Genomic DNA, 24,395 nt, shown 5'->3' with positions numbered 1-24,395 from the left:
TCCACCGCGGGATCGTAGCCGCCGGTACCGGCCGGTCCGGGCCGTTCGCCCGGCCCCGCTCCCTCACGGTCCCTCACGGTCCCCGTCTCTCACGGTCCCCGGCCGCGGCGGGCGCCGACCGCGCCCCCGGCGCACCTGCCCGACCGCGTAGACGAGCCGCGCCAGGGGCGAGCGGTGCCGACCCGTGGTGTAGCGGCGGTCGGGCAGCGCGAGCGCGTAGAGGTAGGCCGCGCGGTCGCGCCACCCGGGCAGGACCGCCACGGTGGCCAGCGCCTGCGCCGCGAACGTCTTGTCCCGGCGGGTGTGCAGCGCCAGCCAGGACTCCTCGCGCCTGCCCGGCACGTACCCCTCGGCCCACGCGGTGAGGGCACCGGTGGTGCCGCCGAGCAGCCGGTGGGTGTCGGCGACCGCCGCCGCCACGACGGCCTCGACGCCCCAGCGGGCCGCGGCGTCCCGCACCCGGGCGGCGTCGCCCGCCCCGTCGGGGCCCTCCAGCGCGCGGAGCAGCTCCGCCACGTCGCGCAGCGAGCCCAGCCGCAGCGGCCAGTCGCCGAGGGCGGCGTGGTAGCAGGCGTGCAGGAACCGGTGGGGCCGGTCCAGCGCGCGCAGCGACGTGCCGGCGACCACGACCTCCTGGCCCGAGCGCCACAGCGCGTCGAGGTCGACGAGCCGCCCCCACGGCCCGAGCACGAACGTCCGGTGCAGGTCGAGCTCGTAGCCCGCCGGGGGGACCATGGTCAGTCCCTTGTCGAAGCGGCGGTCGAAGCCGGGCCGGGGCTCTTGCAGCGTGCGGCGGAAACCGGCCCCGGTCAGCACCGCGACGACGGCGTCGATCTCGGCGGACCGGACCAGCACGTCGAGGTCGACGTAGGAGCGCAGGGCCGGGTCGGCGTAGTCGAGGTGCGCCACCGCGGGGCCCTTGAGCACGCGCGCCCCGAGACCGTGCCGGTCCAGCAGGTCGGTGACGGCGACGAGCTGCTGTTCCAGCCCGAGGACCCGCAGCTGGCCGGCGCGGTGCAGCGACACCGCGCGCGCGGCCTGCGCGGGCGTGGCCGGGAGCGCGCCGTCGCGGACCGCGGCCGCCAGCAGGCCCGTCACCCGGTGGGCCGCGGCGGCGGCCAGCAGCGCGGCCCACTCGCCGTCGCCGAGCGGCCCGGCCGGCCACGGCCCGGACGACCCCGGGAGCAGGTGCCCCGCGACCGCCGTCAGCCCGCGCGGGTACTCCTCCGCACCGCAGAGCCTGCGCGCCATCACCGGACCTCCGGCCGACGAGTCTAGGAGGGGCCACGCCCCGTGGTCGGGCGGTAACGGCGCACGGCACGCCGACGAGTCCCCCGGGTGCGGCCCGTCGCGGGAGCGGGCCGGGGGACGGAGCAGCCGATGAGCCACACCAGGTCCGCGGCCCGGCGACGGCGCGGCGCGGTCGTCGCGACCGCGGTCGGCCTCGCGCTCGTCGCCGCGTGCCAGGTCGGGGTGGTCCCCGTGGCCGACGACGGCAGCGGCAGCGGCGGCGTCGGCCCGTCCGCGGGCGCCCCCACCGGCCCGGTCGCCGCGGTCTGCGACAACACCGTCCCCGGGCCCGCCGAGCCACCGGCCGGGGCGGTCGTGGTGCGGGCGGGCGTGGTCGGCGACCTCCCCGAGCAGGTCGACGCCAACCCGCCGGGCACCGTGTTCTGGCTCGAGCCGGGCACCCACACGATGACCCCCGACCAGTACGCGTCGGTCGAGCCCAAGGACGGTGACACGTTCGTCGGGGCGCCGGGAGCGGTGCTCGACGGCCGCGGCGTCAACCAGTACGCGTTCGTCTCGACCGCCGCCGACGTGACGGTCCGGCACCTCGTCGTCACGGGGTTCGTGGCGCCTGCCGACCAGGGCGTGGTCAACCACGACTCCGGGGACGGCTGGGTCGTCGAGCACAACACGATCGAGAAGAACCGGGGCGCCGGGCTGATGGCCGGGGCGCGGCAGGTGGTGCGCGGCAACTGCCTGCGCGACAACGGCCAGTACGGCATGAACGCCTACCAGCCCGGCAACGGCATCACCGACCTCGTCGTGGAGGGCAACGAGATCGTCGGCAACAACACCGACGACTGGGAGGCCCGGGTCGAGGGGTGCGGCTGCACCGGCGGGGTCAAGTTCTGGGCGGTCGACGGCGCCGACGTCCGCGGCAACTGGGTGCACGACAACCGCGGCCCCGGGCTGTGGGGCGACACCAACAACAACGACTTCCTCGTCGAGGGCAACGTCATCGAGGACAACGACGGCGAGGCCCTGTTCTACGAGACCAGCTACAACATGGTGCTGCGGGACAACGTGATCCGGCGCAACGCGATCGTCAGCGGGCGGACCTTCGCGCAGGACACCGACGACTTCCCGGTCGGGGCGGTGTACCTCAGCGAGTCGGGGGGCGAGCCGCGCGTCCCGGCCCGGACCGACCGCATCGAGATCACCGGCAACCTGTTCGAGGACAACTGGTCGGGCATCACCCTGTGGGAGAACGCCGACCGGTTCTGCAACAGCGCCGCGAACACCTCCACCGGCAACTGCACGCTGCTCGTGCCGGACGTGGCCGAGTGCTCCCAGCCGGCCATCGCGAGCGAGCCCCTCTACTCCGACTGCCGGTGGAAGACCCAGCGGGTGGACATCCACGGCAACACGTTCACCGCCGACCCGGCCGTCACCGGCTGCGCTCCCGGCTACGCCGACCGCATGGCGGTGCTGTCGAACGTCGGCACCTACCCCGACTGGTCGCCCTACATGGGCGACGTGGTGCAGCGGGCGATCGTCGCCGACCAGGACCTGACCTGGCGCGACAACACCTACGTCGGGGCCTGGACCTTCCTCGTGGCCAGCACCGGCCGCGTGGTCCCGGTGGCCGAGTGGCAGGGCGGGCCGCACCCCCAGGACAGCGGCAGCACGTTCGAGCCGGGGCCGTCGGACGGCGGCTGCTGACCGTGCGGAGCACCCGGTGCGACGCGGGGTAACGGCCGCGGAGGCGGGATCGACATCACCCGCGTCCGCAACGCCGTCACGGGGGGATCGGGGGTACCGGGAGGTGGACGTGCCCGCCCGTCGAGTGCCCGCGGCCCACCGGTCCCGGGTCCTGCGCGCCGCCACCCGGATCGGGTGGGGCATCGCCGACCAGGGCGTCTCCAGCCTCACGAACTTCGCCCTCGGCATCGTGGTGGCCCGCGCGCTCGACGCGGCAGGGTTCGGGGTGTTCGGGCTGGCGTGGGTCACCTACGGCGTCGTCCTCAACGTCTCGCGCGGCCTGTGCAGCGACCCGTTCACGGTGCGCTTCAGCGCCGCCGACCCGGCCGAGCGGGCCCGCGCCGTCGCCCGGATGACGGGCTGCACGCTGCTCGTCGGCGGCACGGCGGGGGCCGTGACGGCGGGGATCGGCGCGGTGCTGGGCGGGCCGCTCGGGGCGGCCTTCGTCGCGCTGGGGATCGTGCTGCCCGGTGTGCTGCTGCAGGACGCCTGGCGCTTCGCGTTCTTCGCCGCGGGCGCCGGGCGGCGCTCGTTCGTCAACGACCTGACCTGGGCCGTGCTGCTGGTCCCGGCGCTGGCGCTCGCCTCGGCTGCGCCGTCGGTCCCGGCGTTCGTGCTGGCCTGGGGCGTCTCCGGCGGGCTGGCCGGGGTGCTCGGCTGCGTGCAGGCCGGGATCCGTCCCCGGCCCACCGTCGCCGCGGGCTGGCTGCGCGAGCAGCGCGACCTCGGACCCCGCTACCTGATCGAGAACGTCAGCCTCAGCGGGGCCGCGCAGCTGCGCCTGTTCGGTCTCGGCGCGCTCGCGGGCCTCGCGGCGGTCGGCGCGATCCGCGGCGGCGAGCTGCTGATCGGGCCTTTCCTCGCCCTGCTCATGGGGATCTCGGTCATCTCCGTGCCGGAGGCCGCCCGGGTGCGCCGGGCCGCGCCGCACCGCCTGCTGCAGTTCTGCCTGCTGCTCGGCACGGTCCAGGCGCTCGCCGCCGCAGTGTGGGGGGTGCTCCTGCTGATGCTCCCCGACGCCTGGGGCCGCGCGCTGCTCGGCGACGTCTGGCCCGGCGCCGCGGCGCTCGTCGTCCCCATGACGATCACCGTGATGGGGTCGAGCATGTCCACCGGCGCCATGACGGGTCTGCGGTCGCTGGGGGCGGCCCGGCGCAGCCTGCGCGCCCAGCTCGTCGCCGCGGCCGCCTACGCGCTGTTCGGCATCGCCGGGGCCTGGGTCGGCGGGGCACCCGGCTCCGCGTGGGGCCTGGTCGCGGCCACCTCGCTGGCCGCGGCCGTGTGGTGGGCCCAGCTGCGCGCCGGCGTGCGCGACCCGGGCGCACTCCCCCTCCCCGTCACCGAGAGGACCCCATGACACCGCGCAGCACCCCTCCGCGCGTCGGCCTGTTCGGGCTGCTGGGCGGGGGCAACATCGGCAACGACGGGTCGATGGAGGCCGTGCTCGCCCACCTGCGCGCGGAGCGGCCCGACGCCGTGCTCGACTGCTTCTGCAGCGGGCCGGAGCACGTCACGGAGCACTACGGCGTGCCGGCCACCCCGATGCACCAGTGGGCGTCCTACCGGCTGGAGCGGCGGGGGCCGGCCGCGGCCGCGCTCAAGGCGCTCGGCAAGGTCGTCGACGCCGGCCGGACGCTCGCCTGGGTGCGGCGCCACGACGCCGTGGTCGTCCCCGGCACCGGCGTGCTGGAGGCGACGCTCCCGGTGCGCCCGTGGGGCTTCCCGTACGCGCTGTTCCTGCTGTGCCTGTCCGGGCGGCTGACCGGGACCCGCGTCGCGCTGCTCGACGTCGGCGCCGAGGTGATCGACAGCGCCACCACCCGGGCGATGGTGCGGTGGGCGGCCCGGCTGGCCCACCACCGCTCCTTCCGCGACGAGCACTCGCGGCGGGTGGTGCGCGACATGGGCGTCGACGTCCGCGGCGACGAGGTCGGCGCCGACCTGACCTTCGCCCTGCCGCTGGCGGTCGCGCCCGCGGGGCCCACCGGCATCGTGGGCGTCGGGCTGATGGCCTGGAGCGGCGGCAGCGGCGACCGCCGGCGGGCGCAGGAGATCCACGACTCCTACCTCGCGACGATGACCGACTTCGTCGGCCGGCTGGTCGACGACGGGCGCCGCGTGCGGCTGTTCGTCGGCGACGCGCTCGACGACGCGGTCGTGGCCCGGGTGCTGGCGGACCTGCGCGCCGACCGGCCGGGCCGGGAGCTGTCCGTGGAGGCCGGGTCGATCCGCTCCCTCGACGACCTGGTGCGGCAGATGAGCGACGTCGACACCGTGGTCGCCACGCGGTACCACAACATCGTCGCCGCGCTGCGCCTCGGCAAGCCCACGCTGGCGCTGAGCTACTCGCCCAAGAGCGACGCGGTGATGGCCGAGATGGGGCTCGCCGAGTTCTGCCATCCCGCCCACTTCCCCGACCCGGACCGCCTCGCCGCGCAGTTCGCCGAGCTGGAGGCCCGGCGCGAGCAGCTGGGCCGGGTCGTGGCGGCCCGGGCCGCCGCGGCGGCGGACCGGCTGCACCGCCAGCTCTCCGGCCTGTGCCGGGACCTGCTCGGCGAGCGCCCGGCCGCCGTGCCCCGGATCGACAGCGCCGCGTGAACGGACCGAGGAGCAGGAGGACGACATGGTCGGCACGGTGATCGGCCGGGCCCGCCGGATGGGGGGCGCCGCGCTGGACGTGGTGGAGCGGACGCTCACCGCGGCCGGTCTGGGCGAGTCGGCCGAGAAGCTCACGGCCGACGCCCGCAGCTACTGGCAGCAGGGCGACGGCGACCGGTGGCGCGGCGACTCCCACTGGCGCGACGCGAGCGTCTTCGCCGGCAACGACCTGTGGTCGGAGACCGGGCGCCGGCACCTGGACCTGTTCCACCGCCTCGCCCGCGTGGTGGAGCGGACGGGCCCGCTCGGCACGGTGCTGGAGTGGGGGTGCGGTGGCGGCGCGAACGCCGTCCACTTCGCGCCGGGGGCCGCGGAGTTCGTCGGCGTCGACATCGCGCGGGCCACCCTGGACGAGTGCGGGCGCCAGGTCGCGGCCGTCACCGCGACGCCGTTCCGCCCCGTGCTGGTCGACCCGGCCGATCCGGAGGCCGCCGTCTTCGGGCTGCGCGGCTCCGTCGACGTCCTCACCTGCTTCTACGTGTTCGAGCTGATCGTGTCGCAGGACTACGGCGCCCGGCTGCTGCGGATCGCGGCCGAGCTCCTCGCCGACGACGGGCTGGCCATGGTGCAGATCAAGTACGACACCGGCTCGTTCGGCACCCGGCCGCGACGGCGCAACTACCGGTCCCGCCTGGCCAGCATGACGACGTACCGCATCGACGAGTTCTGGTCGCTCGCGGTGGAGTGCGGGCTGGTCCCGGAGGCCGTGCACCTCGTCCCCCGCAACGAGCTCGACGAGCGCTACGCCTACTTCCTGCTGTCGAAGCCCGCGGGCGGGCACCCCGGAGGACCGGCGTGACCGAGCAGCGCACGAGCGAGGTCCCCGTCCAGCGCACCCCGCCCGACGAGGCCCCCGCACCCCGCACGCCGCGGCTGAGCATCGGCCTGCCCGTCTACAACGGCGAGCGCTACCTCCCCGAGGCGCTGCGGGGCCTGCTCGGCCAGACCTTCGGCGACTTCGAGCTCGTCGTCTCCGACAACGCCTCCACCGACGCCACCGAGGCGATCTGCCGCGCCGCCGCCGAGCGCGACCCCCGCGTCCGCTACGTCCGCCAGCCCCGCAACATCGGGCTGGCGGGCAACCACAACGCCGTGTTCACCCTCGCCAGGGGCGAGCTGTTCAAGTGGGCCGCCGACGACGACGTCTACGACCCCGACCTGCTGGCGCGCTGCGTCGCGGCGCTGGACGCCGCGCCCGGCGCCGTGCTCGCCCACTGCTGGACCGCGGTGCTCGACGAGGAGACGGGCGAGACGACCCGGCTGACCTACCCGCTGACCAGCGCCGCCCCGCGGGTGGCCGACCGCTTCCGCAGCCTGCTGTGGGACAGCGGAGGCGACGACGACTACGGGGTGATCCGGTCGGAGGTCCTGCGGCGGGTCCGGCCCTACGACAGCTTCTACAACGCCGACCGCACCCTCGTGGCGGAGCTGGCGCTGCACGGCCCGTTCGTCCAGGTCCCGGAGTGGCTCTACGTGCGGCGGGAGCACGCGGCCCGGTCCAGCCGGGGCCGCCGCGACATCCGGGCCTGGTGCGCCAGCTACGACCGGCGCCGGGCCGACCGGCTGCGCCACCCGGTCGTGCGCCTGCTCGCCGAGTACGCGTGGGCCTACGTCACGGCGATCCACCGCTCGCCGCTGCGCCCCGGGGAACGGCTCGCCTGCTACGGCCACCTCCTGGCGTGGCTGCTGGGCCGGGCCGCCACGTCCGTCACCCGCGGCATCGGGGCCCACCCGGTCGGGTCCGTCGCGGACTGAGCGCTCAGACGGGGACCCCGGGAGCCGGCGAGATCGCGGAGCGGTAGCCGGCGACGAGCGCGTCGAGACCGGCCGCCGGGGTGAACGCCTCCTCGTAGCGGAGCCGGGCGGCCGCGCCCATGCGCGCGTTGCGGTCCGGGTCGGCCACCGCGGCGCGCAGGGCCGCGGCCAGCGACCCGGCGTGACCGGGCTCGTGCAGCAGACCGGTGACGCCGTCGACGACGAGCTCGGCGGGGGCCCCGTGCCCGGCCGCCACGATCGGCACCCCGGCGGCCATCGCCTCGACCACCACGAGGCCGAACGCCTCCAGCCACGTCGAGGGCACGACGACCGCCGTCGCCCGGGCGGTGAGGTCGGCGCAGCCCGCCGGGTCCTGCAGGCCGGCGACGCGCACGTCCGCGCGCCCCGCCGCCCAGCCCCGGACCTCGTCCTCCAGGGGCCCGCTGCCGGCGATCACCAGCGGCAGCCCGGTCCCGCCCGCCGCCGCGAGCTCGTCCCAGGCCGTCATGAGCAGCCGCACGCCCTTCTCGACCGTCAGCCGGCCCAGGAACAGCACGTGCTCCCCCGGTCCGGCGCGGCGGGACGCGGGCTCGTCCACGACGTTGTGCTTGACGACCAGCTTCCCGCCGGGCATCCCCGCGTCGAGGAGCACGCGGCGCTGGGCGTCGGAGATGCAGAAGAACGTGGTGACGCCCGACCACCAGCGGCGCCGGTTGACCGCGTGGTTGAGGGCCATCGGCACCGACGCGACCCGCGACCCGCGGTAGCAGCCGTGCCGGACGGCCGGGACCGGGGACCCGCCGACGCAGGCCGTGCAGGCCGCACCGTCCCGGTAGAGCGTGCCCGACGGGCAGACCTGCAGGTAGTTGTGCAGCGTCGCGACCAGCGGCACCCCGGCGTCGGCGCAGGCGGCCACCACCGACGGCGACAGCAGCGGGAACGTGTTGTGCACGTGCACCACGTCCGGGACGGTGGCCAGCAGGTGGTCCCGCAGCTCGGTGCGGACCGCCGGGTTCCACGGGACCAGCAGCGGCACCGCGGCGCGGCGCGGCAGCGGCATCGCGGCGATGTCGTCGCTGCGCCGCTCGAAGCGGTCGACGACGTGCCCGGCGCCGGCGAGCAGCGCGACCTCCCGGTCGACCACCCGGTCCTCGCCGCTCGGCTGGCCGGAGCGGTACCGGTTGTGCACGACGAGCACGCGCAGCGGCCGGGTCACGCCGCGACCTCCCGGCCGACGGGGGCCCGCACGGGCGCGGGCGCGACCAGCAACGACGCCGCCACCGCGAGGTGCAGCAGGTACGCCGAGGCGTCGCCCAGCCCGACCTCGGTGTAGGACGCCACCGCGCAGTAGACGACGAGGAACAGCGCGCACGCCCGCGCCGGCCCCGGCGGCCGCAGCAGCGCGACGCCCAGCAGCACGAGCAGCACGGCGGCCGTGATCGTCACCCCGACGACGCCGAGCTCCTGGTAGGTCGACAGCCAGCTGCTGTCGATCGCGAGCCCGTTGAAGGACTTGTCGGTCAGGCCGATCCCGAACAGGTGCTCCCACGGGGTGCGGTCCGCCGCCAGCAGGGCGTCCCACACCTTCTGCCGGCCGGTGAGGCTGGTGAGCTCGCTCGCGTCCTGGCCGCGTTGCAGCCACGTCAGGACGGTGTCGCCGAGCAGGACGGCGCCGACCCCGCCGACCGCCGTCGCGCCGAGGAGGGCGCGGCGGGCCCGCCCGTCGGTGCGCACCATGCTCAGCACCGCGACGAGGAGCCCCACGACCAGCCCGGCGAGCGCGGTGCGGGTGTGGCTGAGCAGCAGCATGGCGACCGCCGGCACCGCGACCAGCAGCACGTCGCGCCGGGAGAGCCGGCCCGCGATGCCCATCAGGAGCGCGAGGCCGGTGGCCACCGCGCAGTACTGCCCGACCTGCGGTGCCGGGATCGGCCACAGCGCGCCCACCAGGCGCCCGCCCGGCCCGGAGAAGGCCGGACCGGGCGTCACGAGGATGCCGAGCGCGACGACCAGCAGCACCGCGCAGAGCGCGCGGAGGTGGATGCGCACGAGCGCGAGGTCCGAGCGCCACCACCGGCACAGCAGCCACAGGGTGGCCACGAACACGACGAGCCGGGCCGTGCGCAGCAGCGACCCCGCCCCGGACTCCAGCAGCAGGCTCGAGGCCACCGCGACCAGCGCCAGCGCCGCCAGCAGCAGGAGGTACGCCGACGGGCGGACCCGGATCCGCGGGTTGACCAGCAGGGCCAGGCCGAACGCGACGGCCAGCGCGCCCATCGTGATCACCTGGCCGGCCGCCTTCGGCAGCGGGATGACGGTGCCCGACGACGGCAGGAAGCCCAGGACGTTGACCACCAGCAGCATCCAGACGACGCCGAGCAGCCGCGGCGGCGCGACGTCGTCGGTGGTCGTCGCCGTCATGCGGACCGGCCGCGGTGCTCGTCCGCCTGCAGCCGCACCCACAGGTGCCAGCCGAGGTGCCGTTCCAGCCTCGCTGCGCCCGGGAGCCCGCCGACGGGCAGCGGCGGGGCGTGCAGGTACCGGCGGAACGACTCGACCAGCGTGAAGCCCGGGAAGTCCGCGATCACCTCGCGCGGGGAGTAGACCCGGGCGTACGGATTGTGCGGGCCGTCGGTGCTGCGGTGGGTGAACTCGTCGAGCCGCAGGTAGCGGCGCAGCCCGGCCTCCTCGGCGTTGGCCAGGTGCGCGCGCAGCAGGGGCGGGGCCGATCCCAGCAGCCGGGTGCGGCGCAGCGGGTAGGCCGCCGCCAGCACCGCACGGCGCAGGACGCGGATGCTGACCTGGTAGTTCAGCGAGCGGCGGGCGTAGAGCATCGCGACCAGCGTGCCGCCGGGCCGCAGGACGCGGTGGATCTCGGCCTGCGCGGTGCGGATGTCGGGCACGTGGTGCAGCACGCCGTGGCTGAAGACCACGTCGAAGGAGGCGTCGGGCCACGGGATCGCCGTCGCGCTCCCCTGGCGCAGGTCGACGTGCGGCAGGTCGCGCAGCGCCAGCCGGGTGCGGACGCGGTCGACCGACTCGGCGGTGAGGTCCAGCCCGGACCACCGGGCGCCCCGCCGGATCAGCTGCTCGGACTCCGCACCCTGCCCCAGCCCGATCTCCAGCACCCGCTTGTCCCGGAAGTCGAACCGGTCCAGGCACGCCGGGATGTGGCCCTCCTGGTCGTAGCGCCAGGCGTCGTAGGCGGCGAAGAAGCGCTCGTGGTCGTCGCCGAAGCCGCCGTGCAGTCCGCCGACGATGTGGTCGCCGCACGGATGCGCGTTCCAGAAGTCGCGGACGTCGCTCTCGTTCACGGGCGGTTCCTCTCCGGACGGGGGACATCGGCGAAGCACAGGACCGTCGCGAGCCCCGGCGGCCCGATCTCGCCGGTGCCGATCAGGGTCGCGGCGGGTTCGCGGCGCCCGAACCCCGGCGAGTACCAGCCGCGCGGCGGGTCGGTCTCGCCGCGGTGCAGCGTCCAGACGAGCCCGTCGGGCAGGTCCAGGAGCGCGTCGTGGGGGGCGTCCGGGCCGGTGGACCAGCGGAGCAGCGCGGTGGAGCCGGTCAGCTCCACCGCCACCGTCGGCCCCAGGTGGAAGGCGAGGCGGCACGGGCGGGGGCCGGGTCCGGTGATCGCGTCGTGGAGGCGCAGCTCCCGTGCGTCCGGGTCGAGCTCCACGGTGCGGCGGTGGGTCAGCGGGCGTCCGGGTACGGCGTACCCGTCGTGCTCGCCCCGCCAGCGCTGGACGCCGCCCACCCCGGCGCCGACCTGCAGGGTGCGGCTCCGCGCGTGGCGCATCCACAGGAAGGGGCCGCCGGACCGGCTCTGGTCGGTGCCGTCGAGCTCCAGCGTGTTGTGCGCGAGGGTCGAGCGGAACCAGGAGCGCCACTGCGGCTCCCCGTGGTAGCAGTAGGTCCCGGGGTCGGCGAGCACGTCGACCCCGCCGTGGCGCACCTCCACCGACAGCGCGTCGGCGTGGGCGTGGGCGGCGATCGCGCCGAAGCCGTGCGGCCCGGCGTCGCAGCGGCACCAGATCTCGGCCGCGCCCGCCGAGGCGGGGGCCCGCAGCAGGGTCAGGCCCGCGTCGGGGAAGTGCGACGGGCGCTCCCGGGGCCGCCCGGACACCGTCGGCCGGGGCCGGGCGAGCGCCGCGAGCAGGGGCGTCGCGAGGTCGTCCGCGTCCGGGGCCGGCCACCAGGACGCCGCCCCGAACAGGGCGGCCCCGGTGGCGATCAGGGAGGCCCAGCGGTCGGTGCCGTGCCCGTCGAGCACCAGCCCCCTTCCGTCGTCGGCGTCGCCCTGCCGGGGCGGCCGCCCCGTGGTGTCGACGACGGCGGCGAGCGCGTCGGACATCCGCACGAGGGTGTCCCACAGGGCTCCCGGCACGGCGAGGCCGGCGGCGTCGGCCTCCACGACCGCGGCGACGCCGAGCTCCAGGACCAGCCCGTGGTACTCGGTCGCCTGCTCCCGGTTCAGCCCCGACGGGAACGTGTTGCGCGCGAGGTGCACCGTCAGCGCCGCCATCGCCTCGCGACCCCACCGGTGCGACTCGGGGAACCAGTTGAACGCGCAGGAGGCGGCGACCTGGCCGGCCAGCTCGGCGACGACGTGGTTGTTCGCCGAGCTGCCGCGGCTGGGGAACGCCTCCAGCCACCGCTGGTGGAAGCGGATCTGCAGCAGCGCCTCGGGGTTGTCCTCGAACAGCCCCGGGGCACCCCGCCAGCCGTCGAGCAGCCTGCGGGTCCACACCCAGGAGATCAGCCGGATGCCCAGCTCGATGCCGCTGACCCAGTGCACGCCGCGCATCGGCGGGTTCGCCGCCCACCACGACTTGAGGTGGTCGGCGACCCGGTGCGCGTAGCGGTCGTCGCCGGTCAGCGCGTAGGCGGCGGCCAGCACGGTGAGGTGCTGGTGGCGCGAGGGCTCCCACAGCTGCTTGACGTCGCCGACGGCCTCCTCGTCGCGGTAGGGGACGTCGAAGGCGTAGACGTCGGTCGGGCAGCGCCGCCCGGTCTTCGGGTCCCGCGACCAGTCCGGGGCGACCATGTCGTCGCGCACCACGCCGAAGTACTCGGCGGTGCCGTCCATCAGCCGGTCGGCGGTGCCGACCAGCCCGGCGGCGGGCTCCAGGGGCAGCAGGTCGGTCAGGCCCGCGGGCAGGGTCGCGGTGAACCGGCGCCCGGGCAGCACCGCGTCGGTGCGGTCGACCTCGCGCCGCCACCGCCGGGCGCGCCGCGCGGTGACCACGCGGCCCGCGACCTCGGCGGGGGACATCCGGGACAGGCGCCGCAGGTACCAGCCGACGCCGTTCCCGCTCACGGCAGCGCCCCGACGGGTTCCGGGACGGGCTCCGCGGCCCGCGCGTCCAGGCGCACCGGCACCCCGGTCGCGAGGCTGGTGGCGACCGCGAGCGTGGCGCGCGTGGTGGCCACCACGTCCTCCAGGGCCACCGGCATCGGCCCGCCGGAGCGCACGGCCGCCACGAACGCGTCGAGCTGCCCGGACTGGCCCTTGTCCCGGCCCCGCGGGATGCGGGGGGACGCCCAGCGCTCACGGCCGTGCACGGCGGCGCGGGCGAAGTCGTCCAGCCGCAGCACCCGCCCGTCGGCGAGCAGGTCGAGGGTCTCCTTCGGGAAGGCGCTGTGCCCGGCCGTGGCGTAGGTGATGACCGCGGTCGACCCGTCCGGGTAGCCGAGGACCACCTGCAGGTCGGCCCCGCCCGGCGTGCCCGTGGCGAAGACCGAGTCCGGCGCGGCGTCGAGCAGCCAGCCCACCGTGTCGACGAAGTGCCCGCCCTCCCCGGCGAAGCGCGACCCCTCCCCCGCGGCGTCGAGGTACCAGCTCCCGGGCTCCAGGCGCCCGGCGTTGACGAGGTAGCGCACGGTGGCCGGACCCGTCCGGCGGCCGAACCGCCGCCTGGCCTCCACCAGCAGCGGCGCGAAGCGGCGGTTGAAGCCGACCTGCAGGCGGTCGTTGCCGGACTCCGCCACGGCGTCGAGCACCGAGCCGAGCTCGGTCGGAGACAGGGCGAGCGGCTTCTCCACGAACACGGCCTTGCCGGCGAGCAGGGCGCGCCGGGTGAGGGCGGCGTGCGTGGCGTGCCGGGTCGCCACCAGCACGGCGTCGACGGCCGGGTCCTCGATCGCGGCGTCGACGTCGGTGCCGCTCGCCGCGAAGCCGAACCGGCGCTGCGCGTTGGCCGCCGACAGCGCGGTCGTGGTGACGACCCGGCTCAGCTCGACGTCGTCGCGTCCGGTCAGGTGCGGCAGCAGCATCGAGGAGGCGTAGTTGCCCGCCCCGACGACCGCCAGCCGCAGCGGTCGCCCGCCTGGCACCGCCGACGGACGACGGCGGTCCACCGGCACCGCGACCGGCGCCGCGACGACGGGTGCGGGCTCCCCGGGTGCGGCCGGGCCGTAGCCGAACAGCACGGCGACGGCCTTCAGGTCCCCGGACTCCAGCGCCCGGTAGGTCTCCACGGCCTCGGCGAACGGGGCGATGCGCGTGATCAGCGGGGCGACGTCGATCCGGCCGCGGTCGATGAGGTCCAGGACGCACGCGAGGTTGCGGCGCTCGGTCCACCGGACGTAGCCGATGGGGTAGTCGCGGCCCTCCAGCTCGTAGGACGGGTCGTAGCGACCGGGCCCGTAGGACCGGGAGAACCGGACGTCGAGCTCCTTCTCGTAGTAGGCGTTCCAGGGCAGGTCCAGGCGGCACTTGCCGATGTCGACGACCCGTCCGCGGTCGCGCGAGAGCGTGGCGGCGAGCTCGACGGGCTCGTTGCTGCTGCCGCCGGCGGCCAGGTAGACCTGGTCGACGCCGTGGCCGCCGGTGAGGTCGGCGACCGCCGCGTCCACGACGCCCGAGCCGGGGTCGGCGCAGACGAGGGCCCCGAGCGACTCGGCGAGGGCGCAGCGCGACGGGTCCGGGTCGACGCCGACCACCCGCACGCCCGACGCCACCAGCAGCTGCACGACGAGCTGGCCGATCAGCCCGAGCCCGATCACCAGCGCCGCGTCGCCGAGCTGCGGCTCGCCGCGGCGCACGCCCTGCATCGCGATCGCGCCGACCGTGCCGAACGCCGCGTGCTCGGGGGCCACCCCGGCGGGCACCGGGCAGTAGAGGTTGCGCGGCACCCAGTTCAGCTCGCCGTGCAGCGCGTGCTCGTTGCCCGCGCAGGCGACGAGGTCGCCCACCGCCACGTCCGTGACGCCCTCGCCGACCTCGACGACGACACCGGCGAGCGAGTAGCCCAGCGGCGTCCAGGAGTCCAGCTTCGTGGTGACCTTGCGGTAGGTGGCGGCCACCCCGACCGTCGACGCGCTCTGCAGCACCTTCGCCACCTGGTCGGGCCGCGCCCTGGCCTTGGCCAGCAACGACATGCTCGCCTCGCCGACCTTCATCAGCTCGGTGCCGGTGGAGATCAGCGAGTGGACGGTGCGGACGAGCACGCCGCCCGGGCGGCACCGCGGCTCGGGCACGTCGAGCAGCGCGAGCTCGCCGGACCGGTAGTTCTGGACGACCTGCTTCATGGGTCCGTTCCTCTCAGGCCACGGAGACGGTGCTGCCGCCGGACGGGGCCGTGACGCCGCCGCCCGCGCCGTTGGCGACCGCCCCGCGGTACCAGTGCTCGAGCGTGACGACGTGCCACAGGTGCTTGGAGTGGTCCTGCCGCCCCGCCGCGTCCTCGGCGACGAGCCGGGCGAGCGCCTCGCGGGACAGGAACCCCGACGAGACGAGCAACCCCTCGTTGACGACCTCGCGGACTTCGGCGGCCAGGTCACGGCTCATCCACGCCCGCAGCGGCGCGCTGAACAGGCCCTTGGGCCGGTGCACGATCTCCCGGGGCAGCGTGCCCAGCGCGGCCCGCTTGAGCACCGCCTTGCCCTGCCGGCCGACGATCTTGCGCCGCCCCGGCACCCGGAACGCCGCCCGGACCACCTCGACGTCGACGAACGGCACCCGCACCTCGGTGGAGGCCGCCATGCTGGCGCGGTCGGTGTAGGTGAGGTTGAGCCCGGGGAGGAACATCCGCGCGTCGGCCAGGCACATGCGGTTGACGTGGTCGGTCAGCGACGTGTCGGCGTAGACCGCGGCGTGCTCGGCCAGCACCTCGTCGACCGAGCCGGCCAGGTCCGGGTGCACGAGGTCGATCAGCTCGGCCCGGTCGTACATCGTGTAGCTGCGCCGGAACGCCGTCTCCTCCGGGAGGTCGGCGAAGCTGAGGAAGCGCTTGGCGAAGCGCACCGAGCGGTAGCCCCGGCGCGCGCCCGCCACCGGCAGCCGGTCGACGCCGCCGCGCACCGCGCCCCGCAACCCGGCGGGCAGGCCCCGGTACCGGACCGCGAGGGTGTTGGCGAGGTGCTTGCGGTAGCCGCCGAACAGCTCGTCGGCGCCCATCCCGGACAGCATCACCCGCACGCCGGCCTCGCGCGCGGCCCGGCAGATCAGGTAGGTGTTGATCGCCGCCGGGTCGCCGATCGGCTCGTCGAGGTGGTCGACGATCAGCGGCAGCAGCTCGGTGACGTCCGGCGCGATCTCGATCTCGCGCAGGTCGACCCTGAAGCGCTCGGCGACGATCCGGGCGTAGCGCAGGTCGTCGGGCATCGCCTCGAAGCGCGCGTCCTGCGCCCGGAAGCCGACCGTGTACGCCGCGATCCCCGGCGTGTGCCGCGCCGCGAGCGCCGTGAGGTAGCTGGAGTCCAGGCCCCCGGAGAGGAACGTGGCCACCGGGACGTCGGCGATGAGGTGCCGCCGGGTGGAGTCGGCGACGACGTCGTGCAGGTCCGGCCCGCCGTGCGGGTCGGCCGCCGCCTCCTCGGCGGTGTCGCGCAGCGAGAAGTACCGGCCGGCCGTCGACCGCCCGTCGGGGCACAGCCGCAGCCAGCTGCCGGGCGGGAGCTTCTCCGCCTCGCGGAACGCGCACCGGCTGTCGGGCACCCAGTAGTAGAGCAACGAGGCCACCAGCGCCGTGTCGTCGACGGTCAGGCCCGACCCGAGCGCCCCGGCCAGCGCCTTGAGCTCCGAGGCGAACGCCACCCCGCCGTCGCGCCGGACCAGGAACAGCGGCTTGATGCCGAGCTGGTCGCGGACCAGCACGAGCTCGCCGGTGCGCTCGTCGAAGATGCCGAACGCGAACATCCCGCGCAGCCGCGGCAGGCAGTCGACCCCCCACTGCCGCCAGGCCTCCAGCAGCACCTCGGTGTCGGAGGTCCCGCGGAACCGGACCCCGGCCGAGCGCAGGTCCGCGCGCAGCTCGGCGGCGTTGTAGAGCTCGCCGTTGTAGGTCAGCGCGAGCCCGTCGGACACCATCGGCTGCGCCCCGGTCGGCGACAGGTCGACGATCGAGAGGCGGCGGTGCCCGAGGTGCACCTCCCCCGGACCGGCCCGGTGGGCGTAGCGCCCGGACCCGTCGGGGCCGCGGTGCGCGACCGCGGCGGTGAGCCGCTCCGTCAGCGGGCCCCCGTCGGGCCAGAGGTAGGTACCGGCGACTCCGCACACTGCGGTCTCCTCAGCGACCGGACAGGCGGTCGTAGACGTGGACGTACGGAGGGATCTGGTTGCGCCAGGCCAGGACGTCCTCGACCCGGCGCCGGCCGGCCACGCCCATCTCCTTGCGGCGCACCTCGTCGGCGAGCAGGTCGAGGATCGCGAGCGCGTAGGAGTCGACCCGGTTGGGCTCGGCGTAGATCGCGGCGTCGGCGGCCGAGACCCGCGTCTCCACCAGGTCGTAGGCGACGACCGGCAGCTCGAACGCCATGTACTCCATGGTCTTGTTCATCGTCGACACGTCGTTGAGCGGGTTGCGCGGGTCGGGCGAGAGACCGACGTCGGCCGTGGAGAGCAGCGTGGCGACGAGCGCGTCGGGAGCGCGGCCGGTGAAGTGGACGTGGTCGCCGAGCGCGAGGTCCTCGGCGAGCCGGCGCAGGTCGGCGCCGGCGTCGCCGTCCCCGATCAGGGTGAGCGCGACGTCCGTGCGGCCGTGGACGTGGACGATCTCGTGCATCGCCCGCAGCGCGTGGTCCACGCCGTCCTGCGGCCCCATCACCCCGAGGTAGACCAGCAGGAACGGGTGGCCGCGCCGCAGCTCCTCGTCCTCGTCGACCCGGCGCATCCGGTCCGGGTCCGGCCCGGTGCGCACCACGGTCACGTCGGCGGGCCGCTTGCGGCCGCGCGTCATGGCCACGCGCCGGTAGGACTCGTTCGTCGAGATCACCTGCGCGGCCAGCGCGTAGGTGATCCGCTCCGCGACCTGCAGCGCCCGGTAGGGCAGGCCGGTGGACCCCCCGAACCGGGACAGGTACAGCTCCGGGCACAGGTCGTGCTGGTCGTAGACCATCCGCACGCCGCGCAGCCGGAACGGCAGCACCGCGATCCACAGCACGTCCGGCGGGTTGCACACCTGCACCACGGAGAACGGCGCGCGCCGCCAGACCCGTGTGAGCACGACGAACGTCGCCAGGACCGACCACAGGTACTCGGCGACGAACATGATCTTGCGGGTGATCGGCGGGAACGCGCGGTACTTGTGCAGCGCCACCCCGTCGAGCTCCTGGAAGGCCGGGTCGCCCGGGCCCTTCGGGCAGACGACCGACACGGTGTACCCCGCGTCGCGCAGCGCCTGACACTCCAGCCAGACCCGCCGGTCGAACGGCACCGGCAGGTTCTGCACGACGATGCAGACGTGGTCGCCGCGCGCGCTCACCACCCCACCCCCTGGTACCCGGCGAGCGACTCGACCGGCCGGCCCAGCCGCCCGTCGAGGTCGATGACCACCGGGGGCGCGGCGGCCAGCACCGTGGCGATGACCGTCGGGTCGGCGGTGGAGACCACCGCCACGTGGGCTCCGCGCAGCGCGTCCGCCGCGTCCTCGTGCAGCACCTTCTGCAGGTGCGGCAGGCGCTCCTGGACGTAGCGCAGGTTCGCCCCCGTCAGCAGGCTCGCGTTGACGTGCGGATCGTGGATCCGCACGTCGAGGCCCTTGCCGAGCATCATCTCCGCGAGCGCCACGTTGGGGCTCTCCCGCAGGTCGTCGGTGTTGTGCTTGAACGACAGGCCGAGCAGGGCCACCCGCCGGTTGTGCTCGCCGCCGGACTCGACGGCGTCCAGCACCCGCTCCGCGACGTCGCGGACCACCATCTCGTTCGACACCAGCGCGCCCTGCAGCACCGGCAGGTCCACGCAGTTCATCCGGGCCAGGTGCAGCAGGCTGCGCAGGTCCTTGGGCAGGCACGACCCGCCGAACGCGAACCCGGGCCGCAGGTAGGCGGGCGAGATGTTCAGCTGCCGGTCGCCGACGAAGACCTCCATGACCTCCCGGCTGTCGACGTCGAGCAGCCGGTAGAGCCGCGACAGCTCGTTGGTGAACGACACCTTGAGCGCGTGGAAGGCGTTGCAGGCGTACTTCAGGCTCTCCGCCGAGCGCAGCTCCACCTCGTGCGTGGGGCCCTCGACGAACCCGAACAGCTCGCGCACCGCGGCCGCCGCCTCCGGGGACCCGCCGACCACCAGGAACGGCGGGTCGAAGAAGTCGGCCACGCTCGTACCCTCGCGCAGGAACTCCGGGCACATCGCCACCTGCAGGCCCTCGCCGACGCGGCGGCCGGACGCCTCCTCCAGCAGCGGGACGACGACGTCCTCGACGGTGCCGGGCGGCACCGTCGACCGGACGACCAGCGTGTGCGGCCGCGCCGACCCGGCCAGCACCCGTCCGATCTCCCGGACCACCCGCCGCACCTGCCGCAGGTCGGTGCTGCCGTTCGGGGCGGACGGCGTGCCCACGCAGATCAGCGAGACGTCGGAGTCGACGAGGGCGTCCCGGACCGACTCGGTGGCCCGCAGCGCGCCGCTCGCGACGACCCGCAGGAGCAGGTCGTCCAGGCCCGCCTCGAGCACCGGCGGGACACCCGCGTTGAGCGCGGCGACCTTCACCGCGTCGGTGTCGACCCCGACGACGCGATGTCCTCGGCTCGCCAGGCACGTCGCGGTGACGGACCCGACGTAGCCGAGCCCGAACAGTGTGACGTTCACGTGACCTCCACGTCGTCGCCCGCCGTGACGTCCACGGAGGGACCCGTTCCGTTCCTCGAGCTCCGGGCCCCCGCCCCCGCCGTGCGGTTCTTCGCCGTGCCGTTCCCCTTCTTCCCGGTCCCGTTCGACGCCGTACCGCCCGGCGCCGAGCCGACGCCGACCTCGATCCCGACGTCGGCGCCCTCGACGTCCGGGCCCTCGACGTCCGCGCCGGACGGGCCGTCGTCCCCGGTCGGTGTCGCCGCGGCCGTCGCGCGCCCGTTCCCGTTCGTGCCCGGGCCGTGGCCGGACGCGCCGGCCGGGTCGGCCCCGGACGCCGGCACGAGCACGAGCTCGTCCGGGTGCCGGCCGGCGGCCAGGGCGGCGGCGCGTCCGCGCAGGGCGTGGTGCAGGCCGTCCCAGAGGGTGCCGTCGGTGCGGTCCCGGGGGTCCGGGTGCACGAGGACGACGCCGATGACGTGGATGCCGACGTCGGCGAGCTGGCGGGCCACCTCGTGCAGCCTCGCCGTGGACGCCGCGCCCGCCCGCACGACCAGCAGCGTCTCGGTCCCGAGGCGCGCGAGGTCCGACCAGGCGGTGTCCGGCCCGGCCGACCCCACCCCGAGGTAGCACGTGCCCGCGGCCGGCGGACCGGCCGGGTGGGACGCGCCGTCGACCACCTCCACCGGTGCCGCGGGACCGGCCGCCTGCACGTCGCGGCCGGGCAGGTCGTCGACCAGCACCACGTCCCGATCGACGACGAGCTCGGCCGCGATGTCGACGGCGAGCGCCGCCGCGAGCCGGGGACAGCCCACCTCCAGCAGCGACACCGCCCCCGGCTCCGGGCCGACGAGCCGGGCGAGGACGGCGGCCGCCCGCCTGCGCTCGGCGGCCGGGCCGGACCGGTTCACCAGCCGGGACGGGCCGCGGCGCGGCGCGGGCAGCTGGGCGATCACCGAGGCCCCGAGGTGGGCGGCGACGTCCCGGCGCAGCACGGGCCGGTCGGCGACGACGGCGCCGACCAGCGCGACGCCGAGCCCGACGCCGAGCCCCAGCACCAGCCCGATGGCCCCCGCGATCCCCGCCGCGACGAGCGGGGAACGGCCGGCGATGCGCGGAGCGTCGACGATCGTGGTCCCCGCGGCGACGCGCGGGGCCCCGATGCTGGCCTCCTCGGCGCGCTGCCCGAGGTCCTGGATCTGCCCGTCCAGCCCGGCCCGGGCGGCGTAGAGCGCCTCCAGCTGGGCGGCCGTCGCGGGGGTCACCGGTTGGGCGGCGACGTCCGAGATCTGGTCGGCGAGGTCGTCGAGCTGCGCCTGCGCGGCGTCCCGGCGGTCGGTGAGCGCCGCCGCCTCCGCGTCGGCGGCGTCCTGGATCCGGCCGACGTGGGTGGCGATGTAGGCGTCGGCGAGCGCCTGGGCCCTGGCGAGGGCGCCGGCCCCGTCCCGGCCGGTCACCGTGAGCTCGAGGACGTTCGCGGCGACCGCCTTGACCTGGTACGCGGCGAGCAGCTGCGCCGGCGTCACGGCGGGGTCACCCATCCGCTGCAGCGCGGCCGCCGCCACCTGGGTGGTCTCGAACAGGGCGACGTCCGTCTCGCCGATCGTCGTAGCGTTCGTGAACGACTCCTCCTCGTGGGTCACGTGCACCCGCGTGACGGCGGTGCTCCCCGACGGGAGGACCACGGTGCTCAGCACACCGAGGAGCAGGCCGGCGAGCGCGAGGCCCACCCACGTGCGGCGGCGCCAGCGCAGCCCGGCGGCCAGTCCGCTCAGGTCGAGGAGGGGTTCGGGCGCGGTGCTCATGCCGACCCCGCCATCGCCGCGTCGCTCGGTTCGGCACCGTCCGCGGGAGGCTCCCCGTCGGGAGGCGGCGCGGAGGCGGCGGGCGGGTCGGTCGCGGCCGCCGCGGTCACCACGACCGCACCGCGCAGCGCCGGCCCCGACTCGGCGGCCGCGGCGGCCAGGCCGAGCAGCTGCCACGCCGTCGCCGCACCCACCGGGACCACCACGACGGCCTCGGCCGGACCGTCCGCGGGCTCCGGACGGGGGTGGTCCAGGTCGACCTCGACGATCGCGGGCGCCGGGTCGCGTCCGGCGACCATCCCCTCGGCGGCGCTCCGGGCGAGCGCGTCGCCCGCGGGCACCAGCAGGACCGTGGACGCCGCGGCGTCGGCGGGCGCGGGCACCCGGTCGAGCACGCGACGCAGGCGGGCGGGGTCCTCGGGCCGGTCGGCCGGGGCCGGGTGGGCCCCGTCGTGGCGCAGCAGCGCGACCAGCTGTGCGGGCCTGCGGACCGCGAGCAGCGCCCGCAGGCCGAGCGGGCGGGTGCCCTCGGTGTCGGCGACGAGGACCGCGAGGGCCGGGTCGGCCAGCACGGGGACCCCGAGGGCCTCCCCGATGCGCAGCGGGTCACGCAGGCGGCGGTCCGTGTGCCGCGCCACGAGCAGCGCGAGCAGGCCGAGCGCGGGCAGCCCGACGAACCCCGCGACGGCGGCGGTCACGACCGTCGGGGCGGCCGGCCCCTCGGACACCGCCGACTCGAGCACGGCGAAGCGCCCCTTGCCCGCGGCCGCCTCCGCGGCCGCCTCCTGGACGCGGCCCTCCACGTCGCTCAGCTCGCTCGTGGTGCTGGTGAGCGTGTCGCCGAGGCGGTCGAGCTCGGCCCTGGCCCGGGTGCCGTCCGGGGTCGGGTCGGTCACGACCGCCGTCCCCTGGAGGGCCGCGATGTCGTTGCGGATCTCCTCGACGCGCTGCTCCAGGTCCGCGCGCCTGCGGTCGAGCACGGCGGTCGCGGCGTTCGCGGCCTGCCCGACGAGCTCGGCGGAGAACCCCATGTACGCGTCCGTCGCCGCCTCGGTGAGCCGCGCGGCGGCCTCGGGGCTGCCGGCCGTGCCCGCGATCCGCAGGACGCTGCCCTCCACCACCGAGACCTGCACGCGGTCGCGCAGGTCGGCGCCGGTCCCGCCGCCGACGGCGTCGGCGGTGCGGTCGAGGACCGTCAGGCTGGAGGCGATCTGCTCCTCGGCGGAGATCTCCTCCTGCTCGACGGCCCCGATCAGCAGGACCTCGCTCGCCGCCGTCCACCCGGGGGCGAGCACCAGCCAGACCGCCGAGCCCAGCAGCGCGCCGACGACGGCGAGGGCCGCGAGACCCCGCAGGTGCCGTCGGGCCACCCGGGTGACCACGGAGAGCCGCACGATGTCGTCCACGCTCACGCCCTCCGGCCCAGCATCGGCAGCCAACCCATGTGTCCCCCTCGTCCCGGGTGTCCGGTCCTTCGATCGGCCCACCTCGGACGTCGTGGTGCTCACGTTCGGCGACATGCTCGTCAGGGCGGTCACCGGTGTTACTCGATCGAGTGAACGCCCGACGCCCGGGTGGCAGGTAACGGTCGGCGGCCCGCACGCGACCCCCGACCTGCACGCACGACGTGGAGGAGGACGCCGGGGTCGGGGCCGGTGCCCGGAGCATGCCGACGACGGCAGAGCTGAGGATGTCGATGACTTCGGATGTCGCGGCACAGGGACGAGCCGCCCGCCGGCGCGCGCCGGCCGGGTCCCCGCCGCCGTTCCCCCCGGCCCCCTGGCTGCGCCGCTACGCCGCCGCCGTCGTCGTCAGCGACGTCGTCGCCGTCGCCGTCGTGGTCCCGACCGGCATCTGGCTGGAGCTCGGCACCAACGACCTCAACTTCGGCGACGCCGTGTCGCCGTGGCTGCCGCTGGTCAGCGGCCTGCTGACGATCGTGTGCCTGCTGCTGGGCCGGGCGTGGGACCCGCCGGTGCTGGGCCAGGGGTCCGAGGAGCTCAGCCGGCTCGTCCGCGCCGTCGCCGCCAGCTCGGTCGTGCTGGGCATGGGCGGGCTGGCCCTGCAGATCCCGTCGGTCCGGCCGTGGGCGTTCGGGTTGATCCCGGCCATGGGCGTGCTCAGCCTGGTCGGGCGCTACGCCCTGCGCCGCAGGCTGCACGCCCACCGCTTCGAGGGCCGGTGCGTGCACCCGGCGCTGGCCGTCGGGTCCGTCGAGTCCATCTCCGACCTCGTGGACCGCACCCGGCGCGAGCGCTCCAACGGCTGGGTCGTGCACGGTGCGTGCACGCCCGGTGGGGGCGCGGACGGCGTGCAGGACGTCCTCGGGGTGCCCGTCATCGGCGACCTGGACGCCGTCGCGGAGGTCGTCCGCACCGGCGGCTACCGCGTCGTCGCCATCGGGCGCGCCCCCGGCTGGACCCCCCGGCGGCTGCACCAGCTGGCCTGGGACCTGGAGGGCCTGGGCGCCGATCTCGTCGTCGATCCCGGGTTGATGGAGGTCGCCGGGCCGCGGCTGCACGTCGCACCGGTCGACGGGCTGCCGCTGCTCCGGTTGACCCAGCCGTCGCTCACCGGGCTGCCGCGGGTCGTCAAGGCCGTGATCGACCGCATCGGCGCGGCGGTGGTGCTGGCGCTGGTCACCCCGCTCCTGCTCGCCATCGCGGTCGCGGTGCGCGCCGACGGCGGTCCGGTGTTCTTCCGGCAGACGCGGGTGGGCCGGCACGGCCGCACCTTCACGATGATCAAGTTCCGGTCGATGGTCCCCGACGCGGAGGCGCGGCGCCGCGCGCTCGTGCCCGCCAACGACGGCGACGGTCCGCTGTTCAAGCTCCGCGCCGACCCCCGGGTGACCCGCGTCGGCGCGCTGCTGCGCCGCTACTCCCTCGACGAGCTCCCCCAGCTGTTCAACGTCCTCGGCGGCTCGATGTCGCTGATCGGGCCCCGCCCGCCGCTGCCGGAGGAGGTCGCCACCTACGACCGGACCGCCAAGCGCAAGCTCCGCGTCCGCCCCGGCCTGACCGGGTTGTGGCAGGTCAGCGGCCGCAGCGACCTCTCGTGGGAGGAGTCGGTGCGCCTCGACCTGCGCTACGTCGAGAACTGGTCCCTCGCGCTCGACGCCCTGATCCTGTGGAAGACGGTGGGCGCGGTGCTGCGCTCCGACGGCGCGTACTGAG

At 75.9% G+C, this 24,395-nt stretch carries 17 protein-coding genes; 6 read left to right on the top strand and 11 right to left on the bottom strand.

Features of this window, described 5'->3' with window-relative positions; all coding sequences use genetic code 11:
* Positions 1-63: 63 nt before the first annotated feature.
* Complete coding sequence (locus H6H00_RS14985) at positions 64-1,251, bottom strand: nucleotidyltransferase family protein (RefSeq protein ID WP_185721849.1); 1,188 nt, start codon at positions 1,249-1,251, stop codon at positions 64-66.
* A 129-nt stretch (positions 1,252-1,380) separates the two neighbouring features.
* On the opposite strand from H6H00_RS14985, the gene H6H00_RS14980 reads away from it, so the two are divergent.
* The 5 genes from H6H00_RS14980 (at position 1,381) to H6H00_RS14960 (ending at position 7,404) form a co-directional block, all read left to right on the top strand.
* Positions 1,381-2,952, top strand: coding sequence for a right-handed parallel beta-helix repeat-containing protein (locus H6H00_RS14980; protein WP_185721848.1), 1,572 nt, complete (start codon positions 1,381-1,383; stop codon positions 2,950-2,952).
* Positions 2,953-3,061: 109 nt separating this feature from the next.
* A complete protein-coding gene (locus H6H00_RS14975; RefSeq protein ID WP_255425764.1) occupies positions 3,062-4,348 on the top strand; it encodes an MATE family efflux transporter in 1,287 nt (428 codons plus the stop codon).
* Positions 4,345-5,589 (top strand): polysaccharide pyruvyl transferase family protein, encoded by a 1,245-nt coding sequence (locus H6H00_RS14970; RefSeq protein WP_185721846.1) that lies wholly within the window; start codon positions 4,345-4,347, stop codon positions 5,587-5,589. Before H6H00_RS14975 ends, H6H00_RS14970 begins: the two co-directional genes overlap by 4 nt.
* Positions 5,590-5,614: 25 nt before the next feature.
* Entirely contained in the window at positions 5,615-6,448 is an 834-nt protein-coding gene (locus H6H00_RS14965) for a class I SAM-dependent methyltransferase (RefSeq protein ID WP_255425763.1), read from the top strand.
* Positions 6,445-7,404, top strand: coding sequence for a glycosyltransferase family 2 protein (locus H6H00_RS14960; protein WP_185721845.1), 960 nt, complete (start codon positions 6,445-6,447; stop codon positions 7,402-7,404). The genes H6H00_RS14965 and H6H00_RS14960 overlap by 4 nt, the downstream gene beginning before the upstream one ends.
* Before the next feature lie 4 nt (positions 7,405-7,408).
* Here the strand turns inward: H6H00_RS14960 and H6H00_RS14955 are convergent, their stop codons facing one another.
* From H6H00_RS14955 to H6H00_RS14910, 10 genes are read right to left on the bottom strand one after another with little or no spacing between them, the layout of a single operon-like run.
* On the bottom strand, positions 7,409-8,608 hold the full coding sequence (locus H6H00_RS14955; protein ID WP_185722460.1) for a glycosyltransferase: 1,200 nt from the start codon (positions 8,606-8,608) through the stop codon (positions 7,409-7,411).
* 8 nt (positions 8,609-8,616) lie between these two features.
* Positions 8,617-9,825 (bottom strand): O-antigen ligase family protein, encoded by a 1,209-nt coding sequence (locus tag H6H00_RS14950; RefSeq protein WP_185721844.1) that lies wholly within the window; start codon positions 9,823-9,825, stop codon positions 8,617-8,619.
* Positions 9,822-10,718, bottom strand: a complete 897-nt coding sequence (locus H6H00_RS14945) for a class I SAM-dependent methyltransferase (RefSeq protein ID WP_185721843.1) — start codon at positions 10,716-10,718, stop codon at positions 9,822-9,824. The genes H6H00_RS14950 and H6H00_RS14945 overlap by 4 nt, the downstream gene beginning before the upstream one ends.
* Positions 10,715-12,679, bottom strand: coding sequence for a heparinase II/III family protein (locus tag H6H00_RS14940; RefSeq protein WP_185722459.1), 1,965 nt, complete (start codon positions 12,677-12,679; stop codon positions 10,715-10,717). Before H6H00_RS14940 ends, H6H00_RS14945 begins: the two co-directional genes overlap by 4 nt.
* A gap of 41 nt (positions 12,680-12,720) precedes the next feature.
* A complete protein-coding gene (locus H6H00_RS14935) occupies positions 12,721-14,937 on the bottom strand; it encodes a bi-domain-containing oxidoreductase (protein WP_185721842.1) in 2,217 nt (738 codons plus the stop codon).
* Positions 14,938-14,950: 13 nt separating this feature from the next.
* The gene (gene asnB, locus H6H00_RS14930; protein WP_185721841.1) at positions 14,951-16,906 is read right to left on the bottom strand and encodes an asparagine synthase (glutamine-hydrolyzing); all 1,956 of its coding nucleotides are present in this window, start codon (positions 16,904-16,906) and stop codon (positions 14,951-14,953) included.
* Between the two features lie 10 nt (positions 16,907-16,916).
* A complete protein-coding gene (locus H6H00_RS14925) occupies positions 16,917-18,110 on the bottom strand; it encodes a glycosyltransferase family 4 protein (RefSeq protein WP_185721840.1) in 1,194 nt (397 codons plus the stop codon).
* The gene (locus H6H00_RS14920) at positions 18,107-19,435 is read right to left on the bottom strand and encodes a UDP-glucose dehydrogenase family protein (RefSeq protein ID WP_185721839.1); all 1,329 of its coding nucleotides are present in this window, start codon (positions 19,433-19,435) and stop codon (positions 18,107-18,109) included. Before H6H00_RS14920 ends, H6H00_RS14925 begins: the two co-directional genes overlap by 4 nt.
* Complete coding sequence (locus H6H00_RS14915) at positions 19,432-21,219, bottom strand: GumC domain-containing protein (protein ID WP_185721838.1); 1,788 nt, start codon at positions 21,217-21,219, stop codon at positions 19,432-19,434. The genes H6H00_RS14920 and H6H00_RS14915 overlap by 4 nt, the downstream gene beginning before the upstream one ends.
* Positions 21,216-22,631 carry a GumC domain-containing protein gene (locus tag H6H00_RS14910; protein ID WP_185721837.1) on the bottom strand — a complete coding sequence of 472 codons (1,416 nt, stop codon included), beginning with the start codon at positions 22,629-22,631 and terminating at the stop codon, positions 21,216-21,218. Before H6H00_RS14910 ends, H6H00_RS14915 begins: the two co-directional genes overlap by 4 nt.
* A gap of 284 nt (positions 22,632-22,915) precedes the next feature.
* Between H6H00_RS14910 and H6H00_RS14905 the strand changes: the two genes are divergently transcribed.
* A complete protein-coding gene (locus H6H00_RS14905) occupies positions 22,916-24,394 on the top strand; it encodes a sugar transferase (protein WP_255425762.1) in 1,479 nt (492 codons plus the stop codon).
* Position 24,395: the final 1 nt, after the last annotated feature.

Origin of the sequence: Pseudonocardia petroleophila (assembly GCF_014235185.1) — a bacterium.
GTDB lineage: Bacteria > Actinomycetota > Actinomycetes > Mycobacteriales > Pseudonocardiaceae > Pseudonocardia > Pseudonocardia petroleophila.
The sequence above is the reverse complement of the archived record's forward strand: the minus strand, read 5'-3'. Positions and strand labels throughout refer to the sequence as shown.